Source organism: Lysinibacillus sp. FSL K6-0075, from assembly GCF_038592945.1.
In the GTDB taxonomy this organism is placed as follows: domain Bacteria; phylum Bacillota; class Bacilli; order Bacillales_A; family Planococcaceae; genus Lysinibacillus; species Lysinibacillus fusiformis_F.
Genome location: NZ_CP151947.1, coordinates 926,986 through 940,717, shown reverse-complemented (window position 1 = coordinate 940,717; position 13,732 = coordinate 926,986). Strand labels below are relative to the sequence as shown.

At 36.8% G+C, this 13,732-nt stretch carries 13 protein-coding genes; 5 read left to right on the top strand and 8 right to left on the bottom strand.

Features of this window, described 5'->3' with window-relative positions:
- Position 1: 1 nt before the first annotated feature.
- Positions 2-1,117, bottom strand: coding sequence for a pyruvate dehydrogenase (acetyl-transferring) E1 component subunit alpha (pdhA, locus tag MHB65_RS04330; protein WP_205441659.1), 1,116 nt, complete (start codon positions 1,115-1,117; stop codon positions 2-4).
- A gap of 393 nt (positions 1,118-1,510) precedes the next feature.
- Between pdhA and def the strand changes: the two genes are divergently transcribed.
- Positions 1,511-2,068: a peptide deformylase gene (def, locus tag MHB65_RS04325; RefSeq protein ID WP_205441657.1), complete on the top strand. Its 558-nt coding sequence runs from the start codon at positions 1,511-1,513 to the stop codon at positions 2,066-2,068.
- Positions 2,069-2,109: 41 nt separating this feature from the next.
- Here def and phnX read toward each other — a convergent pair whose 3' ends face one another.
- Genes phnX through MHB65_RS04300 form a run of 5 tightly spaced genes read right to left on the bottom strand, consistent with a single transcriptional unit; the run spans position 2,110 to position 7,385 of the window.
- Positions 2,110-2,922, bottom strand: a complete 813-nt coding sequence (phnX, locus tag MHB65_RS04320; RefSeq protein ID WP_342442604.1) for a phosphonoacetaldehyde hydrolase — start codon at positions 2,920-2,922, stop codon at positions 2,110-2,112.
- The gene (gene phnW, locus MHB65_RS04315; RefSeq protein WP_205441654.1) at positions 2,912-4,012 is read right to left on the bottom strand and encodes a 2-aminoethylphosphonate--pyruvate transaminase; all 1,101 of its coding nucleotides are present in this window, start codon (positions 4,010-4,012) and stop codon (positions 2,912-2,914) included. Before phnW ends, phnX begins: the two co-directional genes overlap by 11 nt.
- A gap of 13 nt (positions 4,013-4,025) precedes the next feature.
- A complete protein-coding gene (locus MHB65_RS04310) occupies positions 4,026-5,012 on the bottom strand; it encodes an extracellular solute-binding protein (protein ID WP_342442603.1) in 987 nt (328 codons plus the stop codon).
- The gene (locus tag MHB65_RS04305; protein WP_342442602.1) at positions 5,009-6,640 is read right to left on the bottom strand and encodes an ABC transporter permease subunit; all 1,632 of its coding nucleotides are present in this window, start codon (positions 6,638-6,640) and stop codon (positions 5,009-5,011) included. Before MHB65_RS04305 ends, MHB65_RS04310 begins: the two co-directional genes overlap by 4 nt.
- Entirely contained in the window at positions 6,633-7,385 is a 753-nt protein-coding gene (locus MHB65_RS04300) for an ABC transporter ATP-binding protein (RefSeq protein WP_342442601.1), read from the bottom strand. Before MHB65_RS04300 ends, MHB65_RS04305 begins: the two co-directional genes overlap by 8 nt.
- A gap of 145 nt (positions 7,386-7,530) precedes the next feature.
- On the opposite strand from MHB65_RS04300, the gene MHB65_RS04295 reads away from it, so the two are divergent.
- Positions 7,531-8,298: a DeoR/GlpR family DNA-binding transcription regulator gene (locus MHB65_RS04295; RefSeq protein ID WP_342442600.1), complete on the top strand. Its 768-nt coding sequence runs from the start codon at positions 7,531-7,533 to the stop codon at positions 8,296-8,298.
- Positions 8,299-8,618: 320 nt separating this feature from the next.
- On the opposite strand, the gene MHB65_RS04290 is transcribed toward MHB65_RS04295, so the two are convergent.
- Positions 8,619-9,389: a Cof-type HAD-IIB family hydrolase gene (locus MHB65_RS04290; protein ID WP_205441646.1), complete on the bottom strand. Its 771-nt coding sequence runs from the start codon at positions 9,387-9,389 to the stop codon at positions 8,619-8,621.
- 436 nt (positions 9,390-9,825) lie between these two features.
- On the opposite strand from MHB65_RS04290, the gene MHB65_RS04285 reads away from it, so the two are divergent.
- From MHB65_RS04285 to MHB65_RS04275, 3 genes are all read left to right on the top strand, one after another.
- On the top strand, positions 9,826-10,035 hold the full coding sequence (locus MHB65_RS04285) for a DNA-directed RNA polymerase subunit epsilon (RefSeq protein ID WP_205441644.1): 210 nt from the start codon (positions 9,826-9,828) through the stop codon (positions 10,033-10,035).
- 5 nt (positions 10,036-10,040) lie between these two features.
- A complete protein-coding gene (gene rnjA / locus MHB65_RS04280) occupies positions 10,041-11,708 on the top strand; it encodes a ribonuclease J1 (protein ID WP_205441642.1) in 1,668 nt (555 codons plus the stop codon).
- Between the two features lie 288 nt (positions 11,709-11,996).
- Entirely contained in the window at positions 11,997-12,785 is a 789-nt protein-coding gene (locus MHB65_RS04275; RefSeq protein ID WP_205441640.1) for a protein kinase, read from the top strand.
- A 47-nt stretch (positions 12,786-12,832) separates the two neighbouring features.
- On the opposite strand, the gene MHB65_RS04270 is transcribed toward MHB65_RS04275, so the two are convergent.
- Positions 12,833-13,666 carry a TetR/AcrR family transcriptional regulator gene (locus MHB65_RS04270; RefSeq protein WP_342442599.1) on the bottom strand — a complete coding sequence of 278 codons (834 nt, stop codon included), beginning with the start codon at positions 13,664-13,666 and terminating at the stop codon, positions 12,833-12,835.
- Positions 13,667-13,732: the final 66 nt, after the last annotated feature.

The following is a 13,732-nucleotide window of genomic DNA, read 5'->3' as shown; positions in this document are numbered from 1 at the left end:
GTTATTTCGACTCCTTCTCTTTATAGATTTCATACTGTTCTTTTAGATTAGATGGCATTTCGCCTTTATACATATTTTCCATTAACTCTGTTACTTTTTGTTTTGGAGCAGCATCTGCTTTTTTGATTGCTTCTTTAATTTCTTCTTTTGCTCGCTCGATTACTGCTTCTTCTTTCTTCTCATCCCATAAACCTTTTGCTTCTAGGTATTTACGGAAGCGAACTAGAGGATCTTTTTGAGCCCATTCATTATCTGTATCAGAAGTACGGTAACGAGTTGGGTCATCCCCAGCCATTGTATGAGGACCATAACGGTAACACATTGTTTCAATTAATGTTGGGCCTTCACCATTAACCGCGCGCTCACGAGCATCACGAGTTGCTACATAAACTGCAAGCGCATCCATTCCATCTACTAAAATACTTGGTAAGCCTGCTGCTACACCTTTTTGTGCAATTGTTTTAGCAGCTGTTTGCAATTCACGAGGTGTTGAGATTGCATATTGGTTATTTTGTACGATGAAGATTGCTGGAGATTTAAATGCACCTGCAAAGTTAATGCCTTCATAGAAGTCTCCTTGAGAAGAACCACCGTCACCTGTATAAGTTACTGCAACAGCTTTTTTCCCACGTTTTTTAATTCCAAGTGCTACCCCAGCAGCTTGAATATATTGTGCACCGATAATGATTTGTGGAGCTAAAACGTTTACACCTTCAGGAACCTGATTCCCCATAAAGTGACCACGTGAGAATAAAAATGCTTTTTCAAGAGGTAAGCCATGCCATACAATTTGTGGTACATCACGGTAACCTGGTAAAATCCAATCTTCTTGTTCTAATGCAAAGTGAGAAGCAAGTTGTGAAGCTTCTTGACCAGCAGTCGGCGCATAGAAGCCTAAACGACCTTGACGGTTAAGTGAGATTGAACGTTGATCTAAAATACGTGTATAAACCATACGTGTCATTAGTTCAACTAGTTCCTCATCTGATAATTGTGGATCTGCCTCTTTATTTATAATTTCGCCTTCTTCATTCAAAATTTGAAACATTTCAAACTTATCTTCGATTTCAGTTAGCGTTTGTTTAGCATCAAAAATATTATTGTTTTTCTTGCTCATTTGTCACATCTCCCTTTCAGCTGTATTAAAATAAATCACCTTTTTAACTAGTACAACTTATTCTTGACACTCAGTATACTGAATAAAATACTGTCGGTCAATCATCTATTACTGCTCTATACAAAGATTTTTTCTAGAATAACAATCAAACATCGCTGTCCTATACTGTATTACTAATATTCAAAATCTGTATTACAACACCTTACTCACACCATACGACTCTTACGTTTTCCAACAGGTTTTCCCCTAGTAGAATACCCCATTCTCGAAAATCTAATAGCATTAGAAAAATTTTTTGAGTATATTCAAATAAGGTCTTTTTTCATGGGATTGTATGAAGACGTGATGTATAATTATTAGTAAGCACTACAAAGTTGAAAGGAAGATTACTATATGATTTTAATGGATGATATTATCCGCGAAGGTCATCCGACTTTACGCACAAAAGCAGAGGAAGTTAAATTCCCTTTAACTGATGAAACAAGAAAGCTTGCTCAGGATATGCTCCAATATTTAATCAACAGCCAAGATCCTGAAATGGCAGAAAAATATAATTTGCGTAGTGGCATTGGCTTGGCTGCTAATCAGGTAAATAGCTTACAGCGCATGTTTGCCCTTCATTTAAAAGATGAGGCTGGTGAACAATTAAGCTTTGTAGCCATTAATCCAAAGATTGTTAGCCACTCTGTTGAAAACACCTACCTATCAGCAGGTGAAGGATGTCTTTCTGTTGATCGTAATATTCCTGGGTATGTGCCGCGTCATGCGCGCATCACAGTAAAATTTAAAACAATTGATGGTGAAGAGAAAAAAATGCGTCTCAAAGGACTACCAGCTATTGCCTTTCAGCATGAGTTAGATCATTTGAACGGCGTGATGTTTTATGACCGTATCAATGAAAAAAATCCATTTGCTGATATACCTGATTCTATTCCCTATGAGCGCGACTAAAATAAGCCTCGGCAGTTACTACTATCTGCCGAGGCTTGTTTTTATTTGTATTCTAATTGTTTTTCCACATTTAAACGCGCATTGATCGTTTCAATTAACGCTGGCAGCTCTGCCATTGTTTCAATTGTATAATGAGCGCCGGTTTCTTCAAAAATACGTTTCGTGTTCGCTATCACTTGTTGCTGTTCTTCTGAAGACAGGGCATGGAATTCTTCTTCAGATAGTCCCATTTCTGAGCTTCCGATAATAACGCCAACAGCCCAAACACCTGCATTCAACGCTTCCTTTATATCAGAGGTAGTATCCCCAACCTTCACAACTTGCTTCGTTGCTTGCGATCCTAATGCCTCCATATTTTTGAAAATCATATATGGATATGGTCGCCCTTTATCGCCTACCTGTGTAGGTGTTACAAGAAAATCAGGTTGATAGCCCTTGTCAGCGGCATGCTTCGTTACTACTTCCATCATCGTATTTGTATAGCCGGTTGTAGAGCCAATTCGAATACCCGCTTCTCTTAATTGCTGTACCGTTGTTGTCACATGCTGGATAGGATCTGTGTAGGTCGCTAAAGACTCCATTAATTTTGTTTCGAAATGATTATACAATACATGTACATCTTCTTCCGTAAAGGATTGTCCATGTACTCTATGCCATTCTTCTTTAATTCTTGGCATTTCTAGCATGGTGCGGATATGATCAATTTTCAGCATACCCATTGGTTTTCGAGCCTCTTCGAGTGTAACTGTGACACCAGCATCTTCAAAAATCGTTAAAAAAACATTTACAGGGGCAAAGCAACCAAAGTCAACTGCTGTTCCTGCCCAGTCTAAAATAACCGTCTCAATTTTCATTGTTTTTCACCACCATATAATTTTCAATGACTTCACATAACGTAAGCATATCATCCTCATGAATATCACCAATATTGCCAATACGGAATGTATCGACATCCGTCAGCTTACCTGGATAGATAACGAAACCTGCCTTTTTCATTTCTTGATAAAAATGCTCAAAAGAAAACTCTTTATGCGGGAATAAAAATGTTGTGATAATTGGCGATTGCAGCTCTTCCGAAATATACGCTTTAAATCCCAGCACTGACAAGCGCGAGCGAAGTATATGATTATTATACGCATAGCGCTTATAACGGGCATGAATGCCACCTTCTTCAATCAACTCTTCAAGCGCCTTCGCGAAAGCGGCCACTACATGTGTAGGTGATGTGAAACGCCATTTCCCATCTTGCTTCATCACTTCCCATTGACTATACAAATCTAGTGCAACACTTCGAGCTTGTCCCTTACATTTTTCTAGTGCTCTCGTATTCGCAATAACAAACCCAAATCCTGGAACACCTTGAATGCATTTATTGGCACTACTTATGCAAAAATCAATATGCAAGCCTGATAAATCCATTGGTACGCCTCCAAAGCTACTCATGGCATCCACAATAAACGTTTTGTTGAACGAATGAACAACTTCTCCAATTTCTTTAATTGGATTTAATATACCAGTAGTCGTCTCACAATGTACTACGGCTACATGTGTAATACTTGCATCTTTTTCAAGGAAGGCCTGAACCTCTAACGATGATGGCTGTTCATCATAAGGAACATGATAAACAATATGCTGTAACTTTAATACTTTGGCCATTTCAGCAATTCTTTCGCCATAAGCTCCATTTGTTAGTATTAGTACTTTATCATTTTCACCAATCGCTGTTGTTAGAACTGATTCTACGACAAAGCTTCCGCTTCCTTGCATAAGCACCGCTGTGTACTCAGACTCATCGACTTGTCCTAATTTTAAGAGCTGCTTACGAATCACTTGTGTCACATTTTTATAATCATCATCCCATGTACAACGGTCTTTTAACATTTCTAATTTTACTGCTTTCGTTGTTGTCAATGGCCCTGGTGTCAATAATTTATAGTTACTCATCTGCTATAGCTCCTTATCGCTGCGCTTCTTTAAAGAAGGCTTGGTGTTTTTCTAATAAATCTACGGTTAAGGTTGTATCCCATTTTTTCAGATAGGCTGGAACGTGCTCGTCTTTTACTTGTTCTCCTTCATATAGAGCTACAGGATATTGCTCTAATAGACCATTGCGAGCCTCCGTTGCGATGACCTTTGCAATTTCTTTAGCTAACGCTTCATCACCTTCTTTATCTACAACAGCTACAGATTCCGTTAAAGTGAAATTTCCTTCTGTCGGGTCAATATAATCAATCGGCAACCCTTCATTTTTTGCATCAATAGCTTGGATACGTAAACCAAAGCCTGCTGCAACTTCTCCTGTTTTCACTTTTTTAATAGGACCAGAACCTGAACTTTCAATATGTGGCCCAGCATTTTTAATTAAATCTGCTAAAACCTTTTTCCCTTCCTCTTCACCATATTCCTTTATAATAGCTTGTACTAGAAGCCATCCTGTTGAGGAATCCATAATATTTGGGAATGACACTAAGTCCTTATAAGCAGGGTCTGTTAAATCCTTAATTGATTTTGGTATAGATAGACCTTTTTGTTGTAATACCTCTGTATTGATAAAGATAGAGCCAACATTACCTAAAATCGGCAGTGCATACGTGACTCCTCCATCCAGCGGCTTTAAGTCCGAAGAAATATCTACAAACATGGCTTTAGAGGTTTGAGCACTTTCTATAAAATAGGAAGCCATTGTCACAACATCTGCTTCAATATCTGTCCCTTCTGCCATCATTTTGCCACCTAACTCAGAAGTACCGAATGATTGGATTAAATACTTACCTTGATAGCCCTTGTCATCCAATGTAGATTCCATCACTTCAATAGCTTCATCATCAGCATTTGAATAAATGATGACTTGCTCTTTGGAATCCGCTGCTGCCCCTCCACATGCAGCTAATACGACTGCTGCTGCACTAACTGTCCCTAACATCATGCCTGTTGACTTCTTCATTTTGAAATCTCCTCCACTTTTTCTTTATGTGCTGTTATATAATCACAACCTAATTTCACAATGAGGTTTGTACATAAAATAAATATCGATAGTACAAAAATATCGGTGTACTTTGCGAAATGCTGAAGCTCTTTTATCCGTGTCGATACAAGCATTGTCTTTGTGCTGACAAGGAAAATAACACCACTGACCGTGACCATCGCATTTAAAAAATAATAGCTAAACATTTGATAAATCGTTGGCCTAACATTCGGTAAAATGATTCGTACCACGGTTTTTAACCACGAATCCTTTAACAGCTCAGCTGTCACTTCCCAGGTAGGATCCATCTTCTGCAATGAATTTTTCGCCATTAAATAAGGTGTTGTAAAAAAATGGACAATATTACATGCGATAATGATAAAAAATGTACCTTTTAATGAACTTCCATTAAAGAAAAACAAGTAGGATAGTCCAAGCACCATTCCTGGTACTGTATTTGTGATCATAGATGCTATATCTAAGCTTTTTCTTCCTTTTAATGGTGTCCTTGCATTAAGAAGCGCTGACATAAATGTTATGCCCACACCAAGTACGGCTGTTAATAGCGCTACGATGAGAGAATTGATGTAAACCTTCGTTAAATCTTTCTCCGCAAGTACATTTTGAACATGCTCTAATGTAAAGCTAAAGTCATACGGATAACCTTTGGTAAAAGGCACAATAAACATGGTTGAAAAAATAATACATACGACTGTGACACAGACAATTGAATAAGTCGTAAAGAGCGCGTCACGTAAGCGATGCTTTACAAGTTCACTTTGCCCAACTTGTTTATATTGAAAATTGAAGCGCTCTAAAATCGTTAGCATGACAACCCCAAGTACTGCAGGTACTAGCATCAACACAGAGATCACTGCCCCACGCTCAAAATGGACAATGGAGCCTAGCATGGCTTGGTAAAGCTCAGTGGCAATCACGCTGTAATTTCCACCAACTGATGCAGGTATCCCAAAATCTGTGAAGCTTAAAATAAATGTTAAAATAAATGCCCCACCAACAGTCCCTAACATAGGACGGAATACGGTATGATAAAAACGACGCAGTGGATGATCATGCATTAACATGGACACTAGTAAAAATCGTTTATCGATATATTGCATGGAATTTTGCATTAAAATAAAAGCAACTGGCAATGTGTATAATACGTAACCGAGCACCAAACCGTTATACCCATAGATTGTAAAAAGAGGCTGCCCCACTAATTTTGTTAGAATTCCTTGATTACCAAATGTATAAATCAATACAAATCCATAAGTGATAGTTGGCAGTAGCATAGGCAACGTAATTCCAATTTGCACTAACTTTTTTGTATGGCGGTGCATCGTTGTAAAATGAACAGCATACGCCAATAAAAAAGCTAAAATAGTTGTCACTACCGATGCTACAAAGGAAACTTTAAAGCTATTAATGAAAGCTTCACGAATTTCGATATTTTGTAAAGCCTCTATATAATTTTGAACAGTCACGACATTTCCTATTTTGAATGACTGCCAAAACATATAAAGCAATGGCACAATTAAAAAGAATAGAAAAAATAGTAGAATCGGCAGAAAAATTAATTTCATCATTTTATTCGTTTTAAGCATATGTTTCTCCAAACAATTGATAGATGTTATGTCGCTTAATATGAAGCTGCCTTAATATGAAGTCCTCTATAAATTGATTTTTTGGCGCTGTTACGATTTCATGAGGTGTGCCAAATTGAGCAACAGTACCTTCATTAATAATCATGACTTTATCTGATAAGGTGAGGGCTTCTTCTGGATCATGTGTCACAATAATAGTCGTCAAATCAAATTCACGAGCGATGGATTTAATGCGCTCCTTTATCGATTCCTTAATGACACCATCCAGTGCACTTAATGGTTCATCTAATAATAGAATTTTAGGTTGCATCACGAGTGTTCTTGCAATGGAAACACGCTGTTTTTGCCCACCAGACAATTCATGAATTTTTTTATGCAAATGTGGAGCTAGCTCTAAAAAATCAATGTATTCTTGTATCTCCTCTTTGGACATTTGCAGGTTTTTATTTTTTAATCCATAAACGATATTGTCGTATGCGTTTAAATGAGGAAATAACGCAAAATCCTGAAACACGATATTAAATCCTCTTTCTTGCATCGATTGCTTTGAAATATCTTGTCCATTGTAGATAAGCTGACCAGCCGTTGGATCCGCGAGTCCTAAAATGATATTCAGCAAAGTAGTTTTACCGCAACCACTTGGCCCTAGTAACGAAATGATCTCACCTGATTCGATGGTTACGTTGATATCTACTAAAACTTTCTTATTTTTATAGCTTTTTGAGATATTTTTTAGCTCTAACAATTTGGTCACCTCTCTCAGTTCTTAGTTTTAGTATAGAGACCATTTGTAAAGGAAAATGCTTTTTCGTGTAAATGTTGAGTAAATTCTGACCAACTGTTGACAAAGTTATGATTACTTTGAGTAAATATCTAGTAGAGGTGATGAAATGTATATGATAGAAAGGCAACATCAAATTTTGCAGTTTATACGTCAACATAAGGTAGTAAAATTAGTAACTCTCACGAAAGAGTTTAACGTTTCGATGGAAACGATCCGTCGTGATGTCCAACAGTTGATGCAAAACAAAAAAATTGAAAAGTTTTATGGAGGCGTTAAATATATTGAGCCAGTTGAGGGATTAATTGATCAACGACTTCACGAGCAGTTAGCAGAGAAAATTGCTATTGCCAAAGCATGTGCTTCGCTCGTTCAAGATGGGGAATGTATTTTCATTGATAGTGGAACAACTACCTATCAAATGACACCCTTTTTATTGGACAAGGAAAAACTAACAGTAGTAACAAACTCACTACCTGTGGCATTCGATCTAATTGGCTCTAATATCGAGGTTATACTGCTTGGCGGTAAAGTTCGGCATTCTGAAAAATCAGTGACGTCGAATGAATTCTTATTTCGCTTTGAACACCTTAATATCAACAAAGCATTTATTTGTGCTAGTGGCGTCTCAATTGAGAAAGGTATATCTGATTTTAGCTTGGATGAAGCGATTACCAGAAAGCAAATAATATCCATCTCTCAAACAGTCTATGTCGCTACAGATTCCTCAAAATTTAATAAAGATGTAGCGATTCAGGTTTGTCCAGTGAATGACATAGATATCATTATCACAGATGACGCACTACCTAAAAAAACGATTCAACATTTTGCAGATAATGGCGTTCCAATAAAAGTGGTCAACATAGTCGAGGATTAAAAAGCGCTGATGTTAAGAACAGATAGAGTATATTTGGCAAGGCGAGGGTTGATTTCCGTTCCGCCAGCGACACTCCAATCAACTATACGGAAGAAATATCGAGCAGTAGTGAATAAATAGCCCTTTATTTCAAATTTTAGGGTATGCATTTATTTTTAACAGATTAATGACAACAACGTTTACTAAAATGAGTAGTAAACAACTTTAAGTTAAGACTTATTGGAATGAAAGTCTTTTTCACCTTTCACACTAATGATTACTTTGTTTTTCAAAAAAATGAGCAACTAGTCGCGAAGTTGGCAACTAGTTGCTTCTTTATTTTAAATAATCGATAGCTTGCGCATTATTTTTGAGAGACCATCCTCATCTACATGGTCAGCAATATGATGAGCGACTGCCTTCACTCGCTCATGCCCATTCCCCATGGCAACACTTGTCCCTACAGCCTGCAGCATCTCAATGTCATTTATGCCATCTCCAAAAGCAAAGGCATCTTGTAAAGTGATGCCCATTTTTTCAAGCACCTTTTCAATACCAGCAGCCTTCGAACCTCCTTTTGGCAAAATATCACAAGAATAACGATGCCAACGTACAAATTGAACATTCGGAAATGTTTCATTATATAAAGGTTCATCTTTTTCTTCCATAAAAATAAGTGTTTGATATACATCGTTCTGCATATAATAAGATGAGTCTAATTCTGGATATGGATATTTAAGAGTGTCTAAGCTTTCAGCTACCATATGATGCTCGCCAACTGAGGCAATCATACGTTTATCATCTAAAAACACCACTGGTTCATTGCGGGCCTCACCAAAGGCAATGATATTAGCTAGCTCTTCCTTTGCAATCCCATTTGTATAGACAACCTCACCTTTATAGACAACATACTGTCCGTTGAAAGTAACATACGTATCGATCTCTAATTCTTCTAGTAGTGACTCAATCATAAATGGTGCTCGACCAGTAGCAATTGCCAATTCATAACCATTACGTCGTGCTGTCAAAAGCGCCTCTTTTGCAGATATAGGTAATTTTTTTTCACTGTTATAGAGAGTACCATCGACATCAAAAAATAAAATTTTTTTCATTCTATTAACCCTTTCCATAAATATTATCCTTTCAAGTTAAATGACTTTACATAGACAATAATTTTTATTATAATGATCCTAAGGAGTGATGTGCCATGCTGAAGAAACTCAAACGAAAATTGTTGAAGCAACTTCGTGGCGTACTCGGAAAAAAATCAATTGCCTAACATTTGCCCTTCATTATTTGAAGGGCTTTTCTTTATTTTAGAGGAACTGCGTGATAATATAAAGGAAATGCATTTATTTGGCTATACGCAACCACTGTCTCACTACTTTCTATACAATTTTATAACATAGTGCACATCTGAAGTATTGAGATACAAGTATTACAAACGTACATTTCTTCAATAAAAGAAATTCGTTGTTTTCTTGTAGCACGTGTGTGGTAGTAGTCAAAGGTGCAAGAAAATTGTACGCAATTAAAGGAGAGCAAACTATGATTTACAAAGTTTATTATCAAGAAAATGCAAATGAGATTCCAGTTCGCGAAAATACTAAAAGTCTATACCTTGAAGCTGCTTCAGAACGTGAAGTACGTGAAAAGCTAAAAGACCGTAACTACAACATCGAGTTCGTTCAACTGCTTGAAGGTAACTATTTAGAGTACGAACAAGCAAGCCCGAACTTCGTCTTGGAGGAAATTTAACAAACATGAAGTTTGTTAAAAATGACCAAGCAGCTGTTTTCGCGCTCGGCGGACTGGGCGAAATCGGCAAAAACACTTATGGCGTTCAATTTCAAGATGAAATCATTTTAATTGACGCCGGTATTAAATTTCCAGAAGACGACTTACTCGGCATTGACTATGTTATTCCTGATTACACGTACTTAGTGCGTAATGTCGACAAAATTAAAGGACTGTTTATTACCCATGGGCATGAGGATCATATCGGAGGTATTCCATACCTTTTACGACAAGTAAATATCCCTGTCTATGGCGGTAAGCTCGCACTTGGCTTATTACGTAATAAATTAGAAGAACATGGCTTGCTACGTACAACAAAACTAATCGAAATCAAAGAAGAGGATGTTATTAAATTTAGAAAAACATCTGTTAGCTTCTTTAGAACAACACACAGTATTCCTGATGCATATGGAATTGTTGTGAAAACACCACCTGGTAATATCGTTCACACAGGTGACTTTAAATTTGACTTTACACCAGTGGGCGAACCAGCCAACCTAACAAAGATGGCTGAAATTGGACGAGATGGCGTGCTTTGCCTTCTATCAGATAGTACAAACGCTGAGAAGCCTAATTTCACAATGTCAGAACGCACAGTTGGAAAAAGTATCGATGAAATTTTCCGCAAAGTGGATAGCCGTATTATTTTTGCTACATTTGCGTCAAATATTCACCGTTTACAGCAAGCCACTGACGCAGCCATAAAATATGGAAGAAAAATTGCTGTCTTTGGTCGCTCAATGGACAATGCTATTACAATTGGTCGTGAGCTTGGTTATATTACCGCTCCAAAGGATACATTTATTGATGCTCAAAGTATCAATCGACTACCTGCAAACGAAGTCATGATTTTATGTACAGGCTCTCAGGGTGAACCAATGGCCGCCTTATCACGAATTGCCAATGGTACGCATCGTCAGATTCAAATACAGCCTGGCGATACAGTTATCTTTTCTTCTTCACCAGTACCAGGTAATACTGTAAGTGTTAATAAAATTATTAACTTATTGTTCCGTGCAGGTGCAGAAGTCATTCATGGCGCATTAAACAATATCCATACATCTGGTCATGGATCTCAAGAAGAACAAAAACTGATGCTTCGTTTAATGAAACCCAAATTCTTTATGCCTATCCATGGAGAATACCGTATGTTAAAAATGCATACACATCTAGCAGAAGATTGTGATGTTGCATTAGACAATACATTTGTTATGGAAAATGGTGATGTACTAGCATTAAGTGCTAATGAAGCACATGTAGCTGGCCGTATTCCTTCAGGAGATGTTTACATTGATGGCAATGGTATTGGCGATATCGGTAATATCGTGTTGCGTGATCGCCGCATCCTTTCTGAAGAAGGTTTAGTGATTGTAGTTGTCAGCGTGGATATGGAAAAACAAAAAATTGTTTCTGGTCCTGACATCATCTCGCGTGGATTTGTCTATATGCGTGAATCAGGCACGATGATAAACGAGGCACAAAAAATGCTGAACCGTCATCTGAATGAAACAATCCAAAGTAAAACACCTCAATGGACAGAATTGAAAAATGAAATTACAGACGTTTTGGGACCTTATCTATTCGAAAAAACAAAACGTCGACCAATGATTTTACCGATTATTATGGAGGTTTAACCTCGTAGAAAGAAACTATGTAAATTTTACATAGTTTCTTTTTTATTTTTGAAACCTCCTTTTTATTTTTGCGTATATAGTAATAACAACATCAAAAAGGAGCGTTTTTATGCTAGATAAAATTCTTCATTCCTTATTCAATAGTAAATCCAAACGCCATTATTCTTCATCAAGTAGCCGTAGCAGATATTCAAAAAAACATAATTATTATGGTCACAAGCATTATAAGCGTAGCTCTCGTAAAAGCTCACGCAGTTTTTTCAGCTCTATGAGTTTCTTTAGTAGCTAATGTGGTGGAAACGACTGTCCGAAAAAAGCTTTGATCAGGCTGTGGAACTTTACATTGCCGAACATCCCGCATTCTCTTTTAAAAAATTTCTTGGCTATGGCTCATATGGTCGTACGTATTTAATTGAAGAACGCTCGTCAGAAAAGCTATTCGTTTTAAAATGCTTGCGTCCCAAACATCGTCACCACCAGAAAACCATTCATAAATTTCAACAAGAAATACACATACTCCAACAAATATCACTACCCTACGTTCCTACCATCCATTCAACAGGAACGATTCAAGATAGCCCATTTTTTATCATGGACTATGTCAATGGGCATACATTTGAGCAGCTTATTTTTCAAGACGGTGCCAAGTTTACAATCGCTCAATCACTTGTTATTACAAAGCAACTATTAGAACAAATTGTACAGTTACACAATGATGGTATTGTACATCGCGATTTACGTATTCCTAATATACTGTTTGTACATCAACAATTGCATATTATTGACTTTGGTCTTGCTACCACTTATCAAAAGCAAATCGATATCTCTACGATCAAAAATCCTAAACGTGCAGAAAATCATATTAGTGATCTTTATTTTGTCGGTCATTTTTTGTTATTTTTACTATACTCAGACTACAAGCCAAGCAATAAAAAAGAAAAAGCCTGGCAGCAGGAATTGAAGTTACCAATCGAAGTCCAAGATTTTCTTGAACGATTATTATGGATTCAAGAACCTTTTGCTAGTGCTTTAGAAGCTTTGCAATCTATGCCACCATTAATAAATAGAAAACATTAAAAAATAGAATTGTTCACCTCCAAAAGTGAACAATTCTATCCTGAAGTTCAAATATTAAAGTATTTTGCAGTTACATATGCAATCCAATGATACGCTGGATCTAGACGTAGATTTTCAATTAGCCCTTTTATGATCGCTCTACTGTAAGTAGGATTTTCTATTTCTTGCTTTAACAGCTCAAGGGATTCTTTTTCTATAGAATCCTCGGTAAGATCTATATTTTGCTTCAATAATTGTAGTAAAGCATCTTTTGATACATCTTGTTCACAAGGCTTTGCAATAAATGGCACAAGATCTGCTGTAATAAAAGGAATGGTTGTATGATGTGCGATAATATCTGTTTTTTCTGCTAAAGATTTAGCTAATTGCTCTAAATCAAGAGGCATATCTGAAAAAATAAAAAGCTCAGCATAACTCTTCATAAACCCTTTTATACAATACATCACATCATATTTCGTTTCTTGTAATTTATCCTGATAAAGTTGCTCAAGCATATAGAGAATTGATTTCGACATTTCTGCTTCATACGCTGTTATTTTATGAAATAACTCTTTTTTCGTTAGAAAGACCTTTTCGTTAAAAAATACACGAGCGGATGCAGAATGATCTTTGAATGCTTGAAAGATGCTTTTATAAAATTCAACCAAAACGGTTTCTTTGTTATACGCTCCTCTGACTACTTGGTCAATATCTGTGATGAACTGCTGTAAATAGTAATCCACCATTGAAATAACAAGCTCATCTTTCGTTTTGAAGGATAAATAAAATGCACCTTTAGAAATCCCACAGCGTTCCGTAATTTGTTGTACTGACGTAGCTTCAAAACCCTGTTCAGAAAACAGCTCTAACGCTTTCTCCATAATTAATTGCTTTTTTAACATATTTTTAACTCTCTCCTAATGCATTTCGTTGACAAATGACCGATTAGTCATTAGTATAAATAATTG